The 18845-nt window shown below is 39.3% G+C and carries 18 protein-coding genes and 1 pseudogene; 9 read left to right on the top strand and 10 right to left on the bottom strand.

The window, feature by feature from the left end; translation table 11 throughout:
• On the bottom strand, positions 1-580 hold a 580-nt coding region (locus ACFPZG_RS15700; protein ID WP_381427912.1), incomplete at its 3' end, for an RNA-guided endonuclease TnpB family protein.
• Positions 581-857: 277 nt separating this feature from the next.
• Here ACFPZG_RS15700 and ACFPZG_RS15705 point away from each other — a divergent pair.
• From ACFPZG_RS15705 to ACFPZG_RS15715, 3 genes are all read left to right on the top strand, one after another.
• Positions 858-2207 carry an MFS transporter gene (locus ACFPZG_RS15705; RefSeq protein WP_283734255.1) on the top strand — a complete coding sequence of 450 codons (1350 nt, stop codon included), beginning with the start codon at positions 858-860 and terminating at the stop codon, positions 2205-2207.
• A gap of 121 nt (positions 2208-2328) precedes the next feature.
• Positions 2329-3264, top strand: coding sequence for an RNA polymerase sigma factor (locus ACFPZG_RS15710; RefSeq protein ID WP_283734254.1), 936 nt, complete (start codon positions 2329-2331; stop codon positions 3262-3264).
• Positions 3265-3409: 145 nt separating this feature from the next.
• Positions 3410-3838 carry an SRPBCC family protein gene (locus ACFPZG_RS15715; protein ID WP_283734253.1) on the top strand — a complete coding sequence of 143 codons (429 nt, stop codon included), beginning with the start codon at positions 3410-3412 and terminating at the stop codon, positions 3836-3838.
• Positions 3839-3891: 53 nt separating this feature from the next.
• On the opposite strand, the gene ACFPZG_RS15720 is transcribed toward ACFPZG_RS15715, so the two are convergent.
• The 5 genes and pseudogenes from ACFPZG_RS15720 to ACFPZG_RS15740 form a co-directional block, all read right to left on the bottom strand.
• Entirely contained in the window at positions 3892-5817 is a 1926-nt protein-coding gene (locus ACFPZG_RS15720; RefSeq protein WP_317941267.1) for an FUSC family protein, read from the bottom strand.
• A gap of 93 nt (positions 5818-5910) precedes the next feature.
• Entirely contained in the window at positions 5911-6042 is a 132-nt protein-coding gene (locus tag ACFPZG_RS15725) for a hypothetical protein (RefSeq protein ID WP_283734249.1), read from the bottom strand.
• Between the two features lie 174 nt (positions 6043-6216).
• Positions 6217-6321 (bottom strand): annotated as a pseudogene (locus ACFPZG_RS15730) (preQ(1) synthase); the annotation flags it as partial.
• Between the two features lie 71 nt (positions 6322-6392).
• Complete coding sequence (locus ACFPZG_RS15735) at positions 6393-7292, bottom strand: GNAT family N-acetyltransferase (RefSeq protein ID WP_317941268.1); 900 nt, start codon at positions 7290-7292, stop codon at positions 6393-6395.
• A gap of 368 nt (positions 7293-7660) precedes the next feature.
• Positions 7661-8821, bottom strand: coding sequence for an iron-containing alcohol dehydrogenase (locus ACFPZG_RS15740; protein ID WP_283734245.1), 1161 nt, complete (start codon positions 8819-8821; stop codon positions 7661-7663).
• Between the two features lie 488 nt (positions 8822-9309).
• Here ACFPZG_RS15740 and ACFPZG_RS15745 point away from each other — a divergent pair, with 488 nt between their 5' ends.
• On the top strand, positions 9310-11913 hold the full coding sequence (locus ACFPZG_RS15745) for a cation-translocating P-type ATPase (RefSeq protein ID WP_317941269.1): 2604 nt from the start codon (positions 9310-9312) through the stop codon (positions 11911-11913).
• A gap of 179 nt (positions 11914-12092) precedes the next feature.
• Here the strand turns inward: ACFPZG_RS15745 and ACFPZG_RS15750 are convergent, their stop codons facing one another.
• The 3 genes from ACFPZG_RS15750 to ACFPZG_RS15760 all read right to left on the bottom strand — a co-directional run bounded on the left by ACFPZG_RS15750 (position 12093) and on the right by ACFPZG_RS15760 (position 14477).
• On the bottom strand, positions 12093-12530 hold the full coding sequence (locus ACFPZG_RS15750) for a cell wall hydrolase (RefSeq protein WP_283734244.1): 438 nt from the start codon (positions 12528-12530) through the stop codon (positions 12093-12095).
• 40 nt (positions 12531-12570) lie between these two features.
• The gene (locus ACFPZG_RS15755) at positions 12571-13833 is read right to left on the bottom strand and encodes an MFS transporter (protein ID WP_283734243.1); all 1263 of its coding nucleotides are present in this window, start codon (positions 13831-13833) and stop codon (positions 12571-12573) included.
• Positions 13834-14003: 170 nt separating this feature from the next.
• A complete protein-coding gene (locus ACFPZG_RS15760; protein WP_283734242.1) occupies positions 14004-14477 on the bottom strand; it encodes an S-ribosylhomocysteine lyase in 474 nt (157 codons plus the stop codon).
• Between the two features lie 190 nt (positions 14478-14667).
• On the opposite strand from ACFPZG_RS15760, the gene ACFPZG_RS15765 reads away from it, so the two are divergent.
• The 5 genes from ACFPZG_RS15765 to ACFPZG_RS15785 all read left to right on the top strand — a co-directional run bounded on the left by ACFPZG_RS15765 (position 14668) and on the right by ACFPZG_RS15785 (position 18209).
• Positions 14668-15045, top strand: coding sequence for a GntR family transcriptional regulator (locus ACFPZG_RS15765; protein WP_283734241.1), 378 nt, complete (start codon positions 14668-14670; stop codon positions 15043-15045).
• Positions 15045-15926 (top strand): ABC transporter ATP-binding protein, encoded by an 882-nt coding sequence (locus ACFPZG_RS15770; RefSeq protein WP_283734596.1) that lies wholly within the window; start codon positions 15045-15047, stop codon positions 15924-15926. Before ACFPZG_RS15765 ends, ACFPZG_RS15770 begins: the two co-directional genes overlap by 1 nt.
• Positions 15907-16515 (top strand): ABC-2 transporter permease, encoded by a 609-nt coding sequence (locus tag ACFPZG_RS15775; protein WP_283734240.1) that lies wholly within the window; start codon positions 15907-15909, stop codon positions 16513-16515. Before ACFPZG_RS15770 ends, ACFPZG_RS15775 begins: the two co-directional genes overlap by 20 nt.
• Positions 16516-17110: 595 nt before the next feature.
• Positions 17111-17572, top strand: coding sequence for an NUDIX hydrolase (locus tag ACFPZG_RS15780; protein ID WP_317941270.1), 462 nt, complete (start codon positions 17111-17113; stop codon positions 17570-17572).
• Positions 17573-17684: 112 nt separating this feature from the next.
• A complete protein-coding gene (locus tag ACFPZG_RS15785; RefSeq protein ID WP_283734239.1) occupies positions 17685-18209 on the top strand; it encodes a GNAT family N-acetyltransferase in 525 nt (174 codons plus the stop codon).
• A gap of 135 nt (positions 18210-18344) precedes the next feature.
• Here ACFPZG_RS15785 and ACFPZG_RS15790 read toward each other — a convergent pair whose 3' ends face one another.
• Positions 18345-18779, bottom strand: a complete 435-nt coding sequence (locus tag ACFPZG_RS15790; protein ID WP_317941271.1) for a MarR family winged helix-turn-helix transcriptional regulator — start codon at positions 18777-18779, stop codon at positions 18345-18347.
• Between the last annotated feature and the right edge of the window lie 66 nt (positions 18780-18845).

Genomic DNA, 18845 nt, shown 5'->3' on the forward strand with positions numbered 1-18845 from the left:
CAAACAGGCCGTCCATGGCAAAGTCTAATCCGACTACTTGCTTGATTTCTTTTTTCTTGGGCTTGTGTTCATATTCTGTGAGTATGGAAATATGGTATTTCCCTGTGGAAGAACGGGAAATTGTGCATGACTTGATAACATGATGTGAAGGGATTTCGCGATGCTGTTTCATTCTAAGGGGTGTAAGTTTCGGTAGTTTGATGTGGGCATCCAGAATCTTGATGTTTCCGTTGACCATGTTTGTCGTGTAGGATTGCCTTGACTTACGATTCTTGAATTTCGGGTACTTAGTCTTGCCTGAGAAGAAATTGGAAAACGCTGTTTGCAGATTCAACTGGGCGTTAGCGAGTGCCAGGCTATCAACCTCCTTGAGCCACTCAAATTCTTTCTTATATTTGGCGGGCGTCGGAATCTTCTGTTTCTTCAGTAATGTCATGTTATCTTTGAGTTTTTCATAGGTTTCCTTGCGTTCCGCGAGCATTTTATTGTAGACAAATCGAACACATCCAAAAGTCTTGACCAAAAAGTCTTCTTGTTCCTTTGTCGGGTAGATTCGAAATTTGTATGCTTTATTTGCCACTCAAATCACCACATTTCAGAAGATTAGGAATACCTGTTCCTATTATACCAATCAAAAGAGGTGTTGGCTATCGCCAACCGAAATTCATCTCCCTCTTACCGTTGGGCTTCACCCTTCACACGCTTGAAGAGGGAGACTTCTTTCGGAGAATTGTTAAAAGTTTTTTAGAGATGGAATTTAATACACTTCATTTTTTGAAAAATACAAGTACGCCGGCTAAGGACGTTGTTGTGCTAAGATTTATGAGGAGTACTTTACATATGAAGGAGATATCTGAATGACAGTAAGGAAAAATGATAAATTTATCATATTAGCTGTGTCGTTAGGCGTTATTCTAAATCCATTAAATACGACAATGATTACAGTCGCATTGCCAGCAATTCAAAAGGACTTCCAGTTGAGCTCCACTAATATTTCATGGTTAATTGCTTCTTATTTCATTATTAGTGCGATTTTCACACCTTTAATTGGGAAATTGAGTGATATTTATGGAAGGAAATTAATCTTTTTAATTGGACTTGGATTAGTTGTGGTGTCATCCATTCTTGCACCGTTATCCCCCAACTTGCCAATGTTACTTGTTGCACGGGGAATTCAAGCAATTGGTACCTCTGCACTCTTTCCAGCTGGAGTTGGGATTATCCGAAACACCATTCAGCACAATCAAAACCGTGTGATTGGGACATTAGCAGTTTTTGCTACAACGTCTGCTGCTTTCGGACCCACTATCGGAGGAATGCTCAGTCAGTTTGGTGGCTGGCCGGTTATTTTTTATGTGAACTTGCCGATCCTCGCAATCGGTATTGTATTAACATTAATCTTTATCCCAAAAGATCAGAAAAACAAGGCTACATCATATAAGTTAGATGGAATAGGAATCTTGTTATTTAGTTCATTTATTACATGTTGGATGATCTTCTTACTTGGACTCGAGCAACGTGTTCAAATCGGAACATTGATACTCTCGATTGTCCTAACGGTTATTTTCTACATGTATGAGAAAGGTAAAGATGAACCATTTATCAACGTTAACTTCTTCCGGAAGAACTTGAATATCGCAGTGATCTTTGGTCAGTATATTCTTTCAACCGTCATCTTCTTTGCAGTGCTGTTAAGCTTCCCGACATTTATCCAAACTGTGTTAGGCGCAAGCTCTCAAATGGCTGGAATCGCGATGCTGTCGCTTTCCATATTCGCAATGATTATGACACCGATTGCTACTAGGTGGATGGAGCGGGCAGGATTTCGAATTCCATTGCTGACTAGTGTACTCGTCGGATTAGTCGGTGTGATTTTGTTATTTACCGTTAAGGATCAATCTCCATTAGTCTGGATTGGAGTTGTGCTTGCGGTTACGGGGATCAGTAATGGGATTCAGAATATCGGACTGCAAAACTTGTTGTATAAATTTATTCGTGTTGAGGAAAGCGGAATCGCGTCTGGACTTCTAATGACGTCGAGGTTTATCGGAAATATTTTGGCTTCAAGTATTTATGGAGTGGCGTTTGCTACAGGAATGAACGTAGGAAATATGAGTATGATGGCAATTGTACTTTCAGTTGTTGCCATAGTGTTAATCCCAGGCATGCTCTTTGTCACAGTGCACGAGAAGAAAAAAATAGGTTAACTTACCAAGTTAAGTGCCTGTGCACCATACATTTATGTAACTTCAATTTTTTAAAGGGAATTAGTATAATTTTCCCCGCCTTATTCGTTATACATATGAATGAACTAAAGGGGGCTATACATTGGGTGAGCAGAAAGTTAATCAGCTTATTGAGCTGTCGCGGGAATTTCAACAGGAATTCGAAACAGTCATTGCGGATTTGGGAGATGGATTATGGAAGTATTGTCGCTATTTAACGAGATCTCCGTGGGATGGTGAGGATCTTTATCAGGAAACGATGTTAAAGACGATGGGAAGTTTATATCAACGGTGGCATGTTACAAATCTCAAATCATATCTTTATCGTATTGCGACAAATACATGGATTGACCATTGTCGTAGAGAAAAGCGAAACCTCGGAACGTTGTCTGAAGATGAATTGCCTACAGCCGATTTTTCTGATCATCTTGAACTTGAAGAGGCCTTGGAACAGCTGTTTTACCTTTTCACGCCTAAGCAAACTGCTGTCTTTCTCTTAAAGGAAATCTTCCAATTCAATGCAGACGAAGTGGCAAGTATCATAAAAACAACACCTAATGCTGTGTATGCTACAACAAGAAGGATGAAGAATAAGCTAAAGGATATGCCTGAGGGAACAAGGTCGAAAACGGAGCCTACTGAAAGTGAACATCAAGTCATCCAGACATATTTAAAGGCAATAGCTAATGGCGATGTGGAAGGTCTTCTTGAATTATTCAGCGACCAGCCCCATTATGAAGCTTCCCTTGGTTTCCTTGAAACTACAAAGGATGAAATTCGAAATGGGTCATTACAATTTGGACTTCCTGGTCACGAAGCGAAACAATATATACTATGGGGTAGGCCAGTCATCGTTGTTCTATCAAAATCAGAAAATGGCTCACTTATCCATGATATTCAGTACCAAGAGGTTGAAAACGGAAAAATTGTTATGAGTAGAAGTTACTTTTTTAGGAGAGAATTTATCTTTGCCGCATCAAAGGAGTTAGGCATTCCTCCGCAACTCAATAAGCCGCCTGTGAATTGGGAGAAGGCATAATAGTAGAGTGATGAATAATTCTTGATGCGAATACTTTGCAATTTATTTAAGTGTAGTTTTCGCCCAATGGAATTTTAGGTTTATTATATTGGTGGAAGTCAATCATAGGTAACGTAGAACTAAATACTTTTAAAGGTGGAGACATATGGGAGCAATTGAGGAAATCACAATTGAAGCATCTATTCAGGCACTGGTGGAAAAGGTCTGGGAATATTGGACAGATCCAAACCATATTAAAAAATGGAACAGTGCATCAGATGACTGGCACACACCATTTGCTGAGAATGATCTAAGACCATGTGGGAAATTCACTTCAAGAATGGAAGCAAAAGATGGTAGTATGGGGTTTGACTTTGGCGGAGTCTACGATGATGTAAAATTACATGAAGTTATTTCTTATACCTTAGGTGACGGAAGAAAAGTAAAAATCACCTTTAGAAGTCAAGGAAACGAAACTGAGGTAATTGAAACGTTTGAGGCTGAAACTGAAAATCCAATCGATTTTCAACGACAAGGATGGCAGGCGATTTTAGATAATTTTAAACACTACGCAGAACAAACAAGTAAATCCTAGTAAACCTAAATGGCGGGATCTGTGGTTATTCGAAACCCACAGATACCGTCTTTTTAAAGATGCTCATTCATTTGAAGGGATTTTTGCAAGCGGATGATCTCTTTCTGTATACTTGGGAACGATTCGATTTCGGGAACGTTTTTAATCGTCGGCGACTGTTGTCGACCTGCAGCAATTGCCATCGTTTCACATACGTACAGCAGTTGGGCAAGCTGTTCCTCTGAAAGAATTAGGCGCTTTTCGACTTTGGAGCAGTTGCCTAATAAATACCCTAATCGCTCGATGGAAAAAAGGACTGGCCAATACTCATCCACCGCCTTTAGATTGACCGGAATCTCCCCTGCCGCAGTTTTATAAAGGGTTTGTAAGTTCGTCATGTTAATTTGCATTTTTTTGCTTTCACTACTTTCCTCGACATTCCCTCTTGCTCCATGCTCCGAGAATAGAAGTAATAACAACTGTCCTTGACTGCGAATCGTTTTGGTCACTAACTGAGGTAAGCGGCTCGATGCAGACCTTCTCCCTACAAACCATACGCCGATTAAGCCAATCGCACTCCCAATAACTACATCGATGATCCTCGCTGAAGCAAAATAAGAAAAACTGAAGCTTCCATGGCTTGTGCTTTCAACCATCAATAACGCACTCGGTGTGAAGAACAGTGCAGCTAACCCGTAATTTTTCACAATGAAGAGCTCTGTAATGAACGTCAATACAAGAATGAAAAGCGCAATGAGGTATCCAGATGGATGTATCGCAAGAAGGATGCCTGCAAGGAGAATCCCAACAATTGTACCAATACCTCTTTGTATCGCTCGATGAAATGTCGCTACAATGGTTGCTCCCGACAAAACGGCAACACAAGATAAAGGCACCCAATAGGAGCGTGCTAAATTAAATTCATAAGCGATGATTGCCGCGATAATTGTGATGACACCGAATCGTACTGCTGAAATAAAAACAATTGAATTTTTGTCAAATGCTTCCGCAAAAATCATTCGAATGGATGGTTTTGAGATCCTTATCTCTTTCGTAATGGATGTTGTTTGTTCATTCATGATTGCGTAAGCATCATTTATTTTCCTGTATAATGCAGTAACCTTTTCATCCAACTCTTCTGGCCCTAAGGTTTTATTGCGAATCTGTTTACTTTTGTCCTTATGATCCAGTGAATCTGATAGTCCCCGGATGGCTTGTCCTAGTTCCGAGGGGAGTTTTGAATGATCTTCTGAAAAGTTTTCAAGCACATACAAAAATAGCTTGTTTGCATGTTCATTACAGACATACAGTCGATTAAAAACCTCTGTTTTCCTCCAAGTAATATACCCTGCTGCAAGTGTAGACTCTGCTTCTTTTAGAACGGACATGACTCGATTTTTCGACTCATGAAATTTATCCGTACCAATGGCGTCAACAAATGCCGCAAGCTCTCCATATACTCTTTTCACTACAGTTGTCTCAGGCCCGTGTGGATTAAAAAACCAACTACTCATGGCAAGGATATACGATAATGTCGCACCTAAAAAAACGAGGCCAGCCCGTACTAGCACAAGTTCTGGATTGACAGGCATCCCTGTCGTCAACGCAAAGACGAGGACAAAAAAGATGGCAGATGGCCCAGCAATTCGCAAGGCTCCAAAAATAAAAATACCTGTCGCTCCGATAACCCCCATCAAAATAGCGGATGCGAGCGGGTACGGTGCAGATAGCGTCCCGAGTGCGGAAGCGAACGTCATTCCAATGACAACAAAAAATAGCTTTTTAGCATTTTGGGCATGCGGGATATTGAAAAAGTAGAGGAATGTGAATCCTCCCATCCCCGCGATCAACCCATACTCTAAATTGCCAAACAATAACCCGATCAAGACTGGCAAAGATGCAGCGACCCCTGCAAAAAAAGCTTTCACCCAAGGAAACGGCCTTCTGTTCACACTCATTGCCTGTTTAAAAAGAGTTGGGGCTTTATTTGTGTCTTTCATACGATGGCTCCTTTTCGATATGGCTAACTATGAACCGCTGTCTATTACTATTAAGTATCGTAACCAATACGCACACGACTTATAATGGATTCCTTACACATAAAACCCCTCCAAAGCCTTTTTACGGTCTTTATCATAAGAAGATAGATAGTCATGCGCCATTTCCATTGCACCGGTAATAGTCGATGCGATGTTAAAACCGCATAAATCCCTATTCTTGCGCATAAACTCACGCAATTCCTCATAAATGAAAAATAACGCGCATAAATGCCTGGAAAACCGCATAAACCCCATTTTTCACGCATAAAAGTCTTTACTTACGCATAAAGTACAGTTCGCAATGAAAAAAGCGTTAGACGCCCGCATCAACGGATCTAACGCTCTTTTCTCTAATTCATTTTATCGATTATCAATATTCTCCGGATACATATCATTCTGCATGAGCCGGTTCATCGCCATTTGTTCGAACATCGTGCCTGGGTTTCCGTAATTGCAATACGGGTCAAATTGCTGGGTCTCAATCGTAAACCCGATTGGATAGGATACGCCAATTTTATTGTAGAAAACGTCGGTACCTAAGGTTGAACTTTATAATTATAGCAAACCACCGATTCTTCCTTTTTAAATCCTTCTTTAGTATAAAGATTAACTGCTCGTTCGTTTTCAGCATTGGCGCTTAAAACCGTCTTTGGAAGCCCGATACTATTTCCAAATTCAAGTGCTTTTCTCAATAACTGACGTCCTAATCCTTTCCCTTGATATTCAGGGATGAGAGCTAAAGTACCGATGTTCAGCACAAATTCATTATTGTAAAACTCTCTAGATGAGCGTACGACCCCAACCGGCTTTTCTTGGTGATAAAGAAGAGAGATTCCACCTTCTAAATAATCTTCTTTATTCTCCATGTTCTTAACGTCTTCGACTGTCAGCGGCGTCTCCGAACCTTTAAGTGTTGCAAAACCAGTGTTTCGCACATAAAGATAGTCTACCTCATCTTTATTAAATTCAAAGGTTTTAAATGAGTAGTCCTTTGGTAAGTTTGGTTGTGCGATATCTATGGCTTCTCTTGTTAGAAAATAGGCGTAACGTTCAATAGTAAACTGCATGGAATGAAAAATATCCCGGACGATAAAATTGTCTTCTTGAATAAAAAGATAGACATCGTTTATTTCTGTTATGTGGGGCTTTATACTCTCGAGCATAAGCTTGTAAATATTTAGGTTAGGTTCTATGGAGTGAAAGATCCGCCAGCGTCCCTTTTTTCCTTTCTTAAAATATGAATCCTGGATGAGAGAAACCCCGGCAATAATTTTTGATTGGTCATCTAAAACTATATACGTTGGATTGTCCTGATCAGACTGAAAGATTTTTAGGTCTTCCTCATAAAGATAAGAATCATCTACCTCATTCCTGCATTTTCTACAGAAATCTATAAAATCTGAATGTCTAGCTTCAGATAAATATTCAATACTCATAAATCGCCCCTCCTACACTTTGACTAATAATGTTTCCATACTCGCGACACAAAACATTCAGTCATCACAACATATATGTTGTGATTCCAAAAAATATGTTTTATTATCCGTGATTATCTATAAGGTATAGAGTGGTAAAGGTACATCTCATTGGCTGTATTCAGATAGCGTTACTTACTTTCCCTTCAACTGCACAAACAACTTCTCCACAGTCCCAATCCAAACACTCTCATACTTCGCCAACATCACCAATTCCTTCGCGTGAAAAACTCCACCTATGGCATAACAAAAGGGTAGGAAATCAAATCGATTTCCTACCCTTTTTCTACAGTATAAGCATCCATAATTTGGATTGACGTTTTGTTTGTTTACATCGAACGAATTAAAATATCTCTAACACTTTCTCGATCTAATTCTTTATACAAACCAACGCCTGGTTTGATAAATGTTTTATCGATAATCAACTCGATATCTCTGTCATCGATATCATAGTCACTCAAACGACTTGGGGCACCGAGTGAATTCCAGAACGCACGTAGAGCTTTGGCTCCTTCTTTTGCGACTTCAATATCACTTTTCCCTTCATCCGAAATGCCGAAAACATTCATTGCCAACATTTTCACACGAGATGGATCTTCTTCAAGTACATGCTCTAACCAGTTCGGGAACAAGATAGCGAGTCCTCCACCGTGTGGAATGTCATAAACAGCAGAAAGGGCATGTTCAATTCGATGAGATCCCCAATCCCCACCGTCTGTTCCATTCAATAACGTTTCATTAAATGCGATTGTACTTAGGTACATCATTGTTTCACGATGGTCATATGACGTTAAATCCTCAAGTAATTTTGGCGCTGTTTGAATCGCTGTTCGAAGGAGTGATTCAATGAATGCGTCAATCAATGGTGTGTTTTTTGTGCGATGGAAGTAACTTTCAAGCGCATGAGACATACTATCTACAATTCCATACACCGTTTGTTTGTGAGACACTGAGAACGTATACGTAGGATCTAAGATAGAAAAACGTGGGAATACAAGAGGTGAGCCCCATCCAAGTTTATCTTTTGTTTCCCAGTTGGAAATAACTGAAATTGGATTCATTTCAGAGCCAGTTGCAGCTAACGTAAGTACAGTTCCGATTGGAAGCGCTGATTCAATCGGAGCTTTTCGTGTGATTAACTCCCAAACATCCCCATCATATTTTGCACCAATTGCAATCGCTTTCGTACAATCAATGACACTTCCGCCACCTACGGCTAAAAGTATGTCGATTCCTTCTGATTTACAAATTTCAACGCCTCGGTAAACGGTTGTTAACCGTGGATTTGGTTCAACGCCAGGTAATTTAAAAATGGTGGCTTCTACTTTTTTGAGTTCATTTATCACGTCTTCATATACACCATTTTGCTTAATGCTTCCTCCGCCATATACAAGAAGGACTTTCATTTGACGGACTTCTGTTGATAATTGACTAATTTGCCCTTTTCCAAAATATAATTTTGTCGGGTTGTGTTGTGTAAATATATTCATCTTTGCACCTCATTTAATCGTATTGTTTGAATAGTACTGATAGACAACATGGGCCCGATTAACTATTCATTTACTGTATTCATAAAATCAATGTACGTATAACTAACAACAATCATTCGACTTACAGTTCAGTTGTTACTGTATCACGATAATTGTTTATCCGTCACGGAGGATGAATTGAAATGATGCCGGTAACAAATACCATTCAATAATGTAAAGGTACCTGTTCAATACACATTTATGATAATTCAATACATTACATATAAATACATAATAATGATTTGCAAACAACATAAACACAACGATAACAATTTCCAACTATGCATTTTAGGTGAATATTCTCGATTGTGTGACGCACAGGTACCTTCACAAAGCCTTCACAATGTCGATGGAATACGAACTATGACCGCAAGCATAGGATGATACCGGAGATTGGACAACCTATTAAGTTCTATTGAATATGGTTTTTCAACTGAAGGGGGAATCGAATGTTAGCCTATCACCGACTATCTGCGGATGAGGTCATGAAATCATTGGAGGTGACTTCGCTTGGCTTGAATGATGATGATGTGGAAATGAGACGGGACAAGTATGGCTACAATGAGTTGACGGAAGGAAAAAGGACAAGTTCGATTGCCGTTTTCTTTGGCCAGTTCACCGACTTATTAGTCATCATTTTACTGGTCGCCGCTATCGTTTCATTTCTATTAGGTGAAGTCGAAAGCACGATTGTCATACTGCTTGTTGTTATCGTAAACGCAATTTTGGGCACTGTTCAGCATGCGAAGGCGGAACAGTCATTGGAGAATTTAAAGGCGTTGTCCTCCCCCACTGCAAAAGTGATGCGGAACAACCAACTCATTGAGATTGATTCGGAAGATATCATTGTTGGGGATTTACTAATGCTAGAGGCAGGCGATTTCATAAGCGCCGATGGACGAGTGATTGAAAGCTTTAATTTGCATATTAATGAAAGTTCATTAACAGGTGAATCACTTGCTGTGGCAAAAAGCTCCGCGCCTCTTGGTGAAGCTCATGAAACGATAGCCGATCAGAACAATATGGTGTTCGGAGGTAGCTTTGTCACAAACGGTCGCGGACTTGTCGCTGTGACAGCAATTGGGATGGAGACCGAAATTGGGAAGATCGCGAATTTATTAGATACTGCAAAGGAGAAGAAAACTCCTCTGCAAATTAGCTTGGACCGCTTCGGGGAAAAGTTGGCACTCGGGATTACGATGATTTGCGTAGTAATTTTCTCGATTGACCTCGTTCGGGGCCGCGAACTGGTCGAATCGTTCATGTTCGCCGTTTCTCTCGCAGTGGCGGCGATTCCGGAAGCATTGAGTTCGATTGTGACGATTGTGTTAGCGTTCGGGACCCGCAAAATGGCGAAGGAAAACGCGATTATCCGAAAGTTGTATGCTGTCGAAAGTCTGGGCAGCGTATCGGTCATTTGTTCTGATAAAACCGGAACGTTAACCGAGAATAAAATGCAAGTTCAGCAAGTGTATGTAGACCAAAAAGTCATTCCCCACGATCGACTACATCCGGAACATCCGGTTCAAAAGAAACTACTCTTGCAAGCAATACTCTGTAACGACGCGTTAAGTCAGAATGAAAAAGAGATCGGTGACCCTACCGAAATGGCGCTCGTGAAATTAGGGAGACAGTTTCTTTTTGATGAACTACTTGTCAGGAAGCATTATCCGAGAGTAGCGGAACTTCCTTTTGATTCCGATAGAAAGCTAATGAGTACTGTGAATGAAACTGGTAATCAAACCGTCATGATTACAAAAGGAGCAGTCGATGTCCTCCTGCCGAAAATCGTAAAAATCGAGACTTCTAAAGGAATCTTGACGATGACGGATGAACACCGCAGAAAAATCGAAGAAGTTAACCAATCCTTTTCCGAGAATGGTTTACGGGTGTTGGCGATTGCCTACAAGGAACGAAGGGGCAACCATCCCATCGATGCCAAGGATGAAAGTGGGCTAACATTTGTAGGCTTAATCGCCATGATGGATCCACCAAGAAAAGAATCGCGGGCTGCGGTTGAAAGCTGCATTCAAGCTGGGATTAAACCTGTCATGATTACCGGTGACCATAAAATAACGGCAATGTCCATAGCAAGGCAAATCGGGATCTTAAAGGATCCGTCCGAAGCGATCGAAGGCCATGAAATCGAAAAATTGACGGACGATGAGCTTGAGGAACGGATTGAAGACCTTGCCGTTTTTGCCCGTGTCACACCTGAGCATAAGATGCGGATTGTGAATGCCTATCAGGAAAAAGGACATGTCGTCGCAATGACTGGGGACGGCGTGAATGATGGGCCTGCCTTGAAGAAAGCTGATATCGGGGTGGCGATGGGAATCACCGGAACGGAAGTGGCAAAAGACGCATCCTCGATGGTATTGACGGATGATAACTTTTCAACGATTGTTAAAGCAATTTCGAATGGACGAGGCATTTACACGAATATCAAAAACTCCATTCTCTTTTTATTGTCAGGGAATGCAGGGGCTATTTTTGTCGTTCTTTACGCAACGGTGCTTGCTTTACCCGTCCCCTTTGCGCCAGTCCATCTCTTATTCATCAACTTGCTGACCGACAGCCTACCCGCAATTGCAATTGGATTTGAGCCGCATCATCCGAAAGCAATGAAGGACAAGCCAAGGGATATCCATAAACCTTTATTAACTAAAATGTTTACGACAAGGGTTGTCCTTGAGGGGATCCTTATCGCAATCGCCACCATCATCGCATTCCGGACGGGACTCGAAACAGGAGATGTGGTTACGGCAAGCACAATGGCATTCGCAACGTTATGTCTTTCCCGATTGGTACATGGGTTCAACTCCAGATCGAAGGAATCCATCTTTACAATCGGCGTGTTTTCAAACAAGTACACATGGTTAGCGTTTTTCATCGGATTCTTAAGTTTGCACGCCGTCCTGCTCATCCCGTCACTCTCAGGCGTTTTCAAAGTCGCCACATTAAGCAGCACACAATTTCTGCTCATTTATAGTTTGGCAATCATGCCGTTCATCGTGATTCAGTGGTTTAAACTGTTATTTGTGAGGAGATAGTGGACGGTTTGAAGGTACCTGTGTTTTTGCAGGTACCTCTTTTTGTTTTTGAAGGCACCATTCCCATTTTTGAAGGTACCTCGATTGTGTGGCGCACAGGTACCTTTACAATTCCCGTCACAATTAAAAAAACCCTTTCCAAGTCAATTGACTCGAAAAGGGTAACTGTCCTTCATTCTTTAACTATAGACACTATCACATGTTCCTGCTACTGGTTCATAGAAACAATGATTTTTGAATTGACCGGTAAAAGGTTGGCCGTACCAGGTTGGCGGACAAGGACCGAATGGATTGAAGTACCAAAGGGAGTATTTCGCCGGATGTTGTCTCCAACGCTCCAAATTCTGTCTTGCTAATCTTTTCTCAGATTCCCTTGCTCTTTGGTAGAATAAATTCCCCTTTTGAACAGCTTCAAAAGAATAATTTCCGCCTTGCACTTGATAAATGACATCGTTAATCGTTCTTACATCTTGAAAGTCTAAACAATCTGCTACGGCACGGTTAACAATTACATTTCCAACGTATAACATACCTTGGTTTCCTTCACCCTCGGCTTCCGCCCTCATCATCCTCGCCATTAGATTAACATCATTTTCAATGTATTTGACTCTTGGCATTTTTCCACCCCAAATATATTGTATGAATAAAAGTCAGTATTCATGACAATTTCCCAAATAAGAATGAGGTAGTGTTTCTTCTTTCCCTTCTATAGCTTTTTGACCAAAGAATTGCCAACATCAAAAACATCCCTGCCCCTCCCCAGTAAACGTAAGAGATTCCGTTTGTTAGACCAAAAACCATGAAACTGATAAATGGACCTACAGATGCACCTAAATCCTGAGCTACTGTATAGGTTGTAAGAAATGAAACTACATTCGTGTTTTTTGATAAGTCCAGGGCAATTGCATCAACAATGGTTGTAAGAGAAGTAGCTGCAATCATCACTAGGAACGTAAAGAAAATCATAAGAACGAGTGGAAGATCATATGAAATGCTTCCGAATGTCAAACTCGCAAATAGTAATGACAGAACGAGTACTGGCACCCTTCCTTTAACTCCATCTGACCAAACCCCAAATTTTGCTCCTAAAAACGGCTCCCATAGCCATCGTACCGACAAAAGAATACCAGCAAGGAAGGAAGCACTAATCACGGATCCAAACAAGGTGACACGTTCTCCATGGAAATGCTCGATTACAGAGCTTAGCGTTGAGATGAAAATTCCTTGTATTAAAAGCGTAATACAGAAACCGGTGAAAATAATCATTCCCCTGCCCTGTTTAAGTCTATCTACAATTCTTTCTTTGACAATAACAACCTTGTAATCCTGCTTATTTTCCATCAAAGAATTTGTTTTAACATACAATAAAATCAGTGGTAGCCCTAACAATGTAAGACATCCAAAAATAATCGAAACGGCACTTAACCCTAAAATAGGCACCAACAGGCCCCCTATGAGCATGCCAAACAAGCTCCCTAATCGATGCAGTCCATTGTAAAGTCCAATTGACTTCCCCCTATTATTTTCTTCCGTATTAAAGGCCACAACGGATAAACCACCAATTCTGAAGAACGACCAAGCAATTCCCCAAACACTACGTAAAATAATCCAGGCAATAAACCCGGTAAATAATCCATAGCCTAAGGTCGTTATGCTACCTAAAATAATTGCAATAATTAACCCCGTTTTAAGGGTAATCTTATTATAAAGCCATCCAACAAGCGGGTTGAAAGGCAATCTGATAAAGCGGTTAATGGATAAAAGTATACCGACTTGCCAAATGGAGTCGAGACCTGCTTCTTTCCAATATAAAGGCAACACAATATATAACATTGAATCTCCTAAGAGACTTATAGCAGTAACCAATGCAACTATAACGATTATAGGAGTTTTACTTTCCTCTTTATTTGAAGCTGACAATGCCTATCACTCCTTGTTGAGCATCGGTTTAAACTTACATCTAATTTAGTATATTTGTCCAGATGATTATCAAAATAGGCTGAATTGTAGGTTCCTAACAAAAAAAGAAGCATAAATCTCCGAGTCGGAAATTTATACTTCTTTTCGTGTTACTGACTTATATATGATTTTTACTCAAACACCGTCGTCCACTCAGCCCGCTTATCCAACATCTTTTTCGCCGCTTCCTTCGCGCCCTCAAGACTATGGCTCGCAGCCCATCCGCATTGAACTTCATTGCACGCGGGCACTTCATCCGCAGTCAAAACATCCTTCAATGTCTTTTCCAATAAATCAAGGACATCTTCGTAATCGTCGTGGTTGATGAGCGCCATATAATAACCCGTCTGGCATCCCATCGGACTGATGTCCACGATTTTGTCCGAATGATTCCTGCTGAACTCCGCCATCATATGCTCCAATGAATGAATCGCGGGCATTTCAAGATGCTCCTGATTCGGCTGGCAAAAGCGGATGTCATACTTCCGGATGACATCGCCATTGACACCTTCCTTAACCCCTGCAAGTCGCACAAACGGTGCTTTCACTTTCGTATGATCCAAATTGAAGCTTTCCACATTCATCTTTTTTTCGCTAATAGACATGAAAATCTCTCCTTTATATTCAATCAAACAAAACCTATTGACTTAATAAGATTTAAATATAGAATATCAAAATTCTGAATAGCTTACAAGTTAGGATGAACTTTTTTCAGATTTTACTTGCATTTGAATCTCTTGCTGTATATAGTGTATATAACGTGTATATACACTATTGCAAGAAAGAGGTCGTTCTATGCAAATTATAATTTCCAATACATCAAAAGATCCCATCTATGAGCAGATTTATGTGCAAATTAAAAAACATATTTTGACGAATGAATTACGGGCGGGAGAAGCGTTGCCATCCATGCGCCAGTTAGCTAAAGACTTGGATATAAGCGTCATCACGACAAAACGGGCGTATGAGGAGCTTGAGAAAAACGGCTTTATTTACTCAATCGTTGGTAAAGGATCGTTCGTGTCGGAACAAAATAATGAAATGATTCTTGAGCGAAAAATGAAAGTAATCGAAGAACAATTACTGTCTGCGATTGTAAATAGCAAAGAAATTGGGGTCGAGTTAGCTGAATTACAAGAATTACTTACCTTGTTATATAAGGAGGAGAAATGATGGAAAACGTAATTGAATTGCGAAATGTAAATAGGACGTTCAAAGGGTTTGAGCTGAAAGACTTTTCGCTCTCAGTTAAGAAAGGCTTTGTTACAGGGTTCATCGGTGGAAATGGAGTGGGAAAATCCACAACTATCAAGTTGATCATGAATTTATTGCAACCGGACAGCGGAGAGATCTCGCTATTTGGTTTGAATTACAAAAACCATGAAAAAGAAATTAAACAACGAATCGGATTTGTATATGATAACAATATTCTTTACGAGAATATTACGTTGGCAGAAATGAAGAAAATCATAAAACCAGCCTATAAAAATTGGGATGATACCCTTTTTCAACACTATATTAACCTATTTGAATTGCCGATGAAAAAACAAATAAAGACTTTCTCAAAAGGAATGATGATGAAAGCTTCCTTGACCTTTGCGTTATCCCACCATGCAGAGTTAATCATTATGGACGAACCGACATCTGGATTAGACCCAATATTCCGCAGGGAGCTGTTAGACATACTCCATGATCTTATGCAGGATGATGAAAAGACTATTTTCTTTTCGACGCATATTACGACGGACTTGGATCGAATTGCTGATTATATAACGTTCATCCATAACGGCCAGCATATTTTCACTAAAGAGCATTATAAAATCGAGGAAGACTATGCGATTGTGAAAGGCGAAATGAATTTATTGGATCGTGATACTGAACAAGAATTTATAGGCATTCGAAGATCCAATCATGGTTTTGAGGCATTGACGATGAACAAACATCGTACAGAGGGCATTTTCGGAGGGACAGTCATTTTTGAAAGACCTACACTTGAAGATATTATGCTGTACACAAAGAAAGGAATTGATCACTATGCTGCATCTCATTCGTAAAGATATTGTTTTGCAGAAATATACATTACTAATTTTGTTGCCCATCTTATTTCTCGATGTATTTTTTGATGGTTCTAGGATCTACGTTGGAATTTTATTTTCTATCGCCATCATTATGCAAAGCTTTTTAACGGATGAAAAATCGTCTGTCCATTACTTACTGAATTCTTTGCCTTATACGCGGAAAGAAATTGTTAGCTCCAAATACGCGGTTGCATGTGTGTTCATTTTCCTTGTCTTACTAACGATTTTCATCGGGAATTTGGTTATTCATAATGAGCTAGTTCCTTGGGGGCAATTATTATTTATAGCAGGATTTGTAGCTGTTTTTATCTCCCTTGCTTTTCCATTTTCATATCTTTTCAAAAGCCAGTATTTGATGATTGCTTCTATTGTTTTATTTGTCCTTTACTTTATTACTATTAGCACATTCATACCTGATTTGAATGATAGAATCCGGGGTATTGTCCAAACGCTCCTTTCTCTCGATGACGCTCTGTTGTATGGAGGAGCGATATTCTCAGTAATTCTTCTGTATTGCTTCTCTTGGATGCTGTCTGTGCGGATTTATCATCGGAAGGTTTTTTAATAAATTCAAGGAACAAGTGCCATTGTGTAACCCGTTCAGTTGAGTGGTACAAAACTTTAAATAACGCCGCAAATAACTAAATTAAAGTACAAATTAGCATTGCTTTTAGCAGTGCTTTTTATATATTTATCGAAGTATTCCAGTAGTAAAAGGAAACAAACTATTAATGTGGTACTATTATTGAAAGATGAAGAATTAAAATTCCGAATATTGTTAGTGAGCATTTATTTAACTAACACGGCAGATTAGTATTAATTAAATTGTAAGGGCTGATATCTGCGCAAAGAAAGTTATCCTTAAGTATTATTTTTTTAGTTGCATCAATTATCTTATTTACTTTCTCACCCTGGATTACAAAAGATATTGCTGAAAAAAGAGCAATTACGGGATTTCAAAACAAACAAAAAGGCATTGTAGATGGTTGTGGATTTAATTGTGATGGGTGTGGTGTAGTAACATCCGAGAAAGTTTTGTTTGGTTATACTGTTCGAATTGAATATGCTTGTGGACTAATATCAGAAGACATTAAGGAAAATCATCAAATTAAAAATGTATTTGTTTCTTTTTTGAGGACTGTACATTGAAGGAGGAAATCATGAGTTATATACAAACAATGCGTAAATTAATTGGAAATGAAATGCTAATGACTGTAGGTTGTGGAATTATTATTGAAAAAGAGAAACAGATCTTACTTCAACATAGAAAAGATCGGGATATATGGGGAATACCAGGGGGAGTCATGGAGCCTGGGGAAACGTTTCTTGAAACTGCTGTGCGCGAAACATTCGAGGAAACGGGATTGACGGCTGAACAATTACAATTATTTGGACTTTACTCGGGTGAAAAAGGTTTTTCAGAATATCCAAATGGAGATAAAATGTATAGCGTCCAAATTATTTTCCTTTCTAATAGGTTTTCAGGAAACTTAATTCATAACACTGATGAAAGTCATGAACATCGATTCTTTTCCCGTAACAACCTACCTAATTTGCTTCCGAATCAAGAGCCATTTATTCAGGATTGGGTAAACCAAGTAAATCTGCCAGTAATAAAATAACTCTGACTGAAATATCTCGATAGTAAAATTATGCAAAAAGACGGTGTCAATTCACTTAGAATTTTTTAGGCTATGTGTGGAAGTGGCTTGTCTTATAAGAGGAGATAAACAAATGATTGAATTACGAAAGATAACCCGGGATAACATAGATGAAGTAATAGCACTTGAAGTTGAAGAAAACCAGAAAGAATTCATACTAAAAACTACTAACCTTAGATGCTTCGCAGACGCTCATATGTTGAACACAGATGGTATACCAGCTTCTCCATTAGCTATTTATGCGAATGATACGATGGTTGGATTTTTGATGTATATTTATGATACGTTAGATCATGAATCATTTGAAAACGAACTTTTCTATGGCAAGAAAAGTTATTTTATTTGGCATAATATGATTGATAAAAGTTACCAAGGAAAAGGATATGGCAAACTTGCTTTTGAAAAAATGTTAACGGAAATTGAAAATATGCCATATGGAGAAGCAGAATTTGTAACCCTCTTTTATCATACAAGTAATGTCAAAGCTAAAACTTTATACGCTTCATTTGGTTTCGTAGATACAGGAATCATTCAGGATAATTCGATGTTGGCGATTAAAAATCTTAATGGGGAAATAACAGAATCCTTAGTAGAATAGGATTTCCAAAATAGGTGCGTTATAGGCAAAGGGAAAGAGTCCAATTCATATGCGAATTAGGACTCTTTTTGTGTGTTTAAATTAGATTTTGCACCTCTGAACTGAACGGGTTAGCTATTGTGCATTTGTTCTTTTTTATCCCCGTCCCCCTTTTTCGATCTTCTTCAAAATTGCAATCAATTGATTTAATTCCTGATCGTTTAACATTGAAAATTGATCGGCCTGGAAGTGTTCTTGCTCAGAAACAACTTCGTTTCGCAGTTTAATTCCTTCTTCTGTAAGTGAGATAAACTTATTTTTCCATTCACGTTCACGTCGTATTAAACCATTGTCCTCAAGCTTTTTTAGTATTTGCGTCACATTCGACTCGGTGACAACGAGCCTACTTGCTAAATCACACTGCGTAATTCTTTCATTTGGTTTAATATGACTAAGGACATCAAATTGGCCAGTTTTCATCCCCCATTTGGATAAATGTTGGTTTGTACATTTAACATTTCGATTATAAAAACGTGCATATCGCAGCCAAACTATATAACTAAGTCGAATTCTTCTTAATGTATATTTCATACGTGGGCCCCCTATTACTTTGCATATTAAGTGATGTGTATACAATTTGCAAATGTTGGTGAGAGT

Origin of the sequence: Sporosarcina thermotolerans (genome assembly GCF_042658975.1) — a bacterium.
GTDB lineage: Bacteria > Bacillota > Bacilli > Bacillales_A > Planococcaceae > Sporosarcina > Sporosarcina thermotolerans.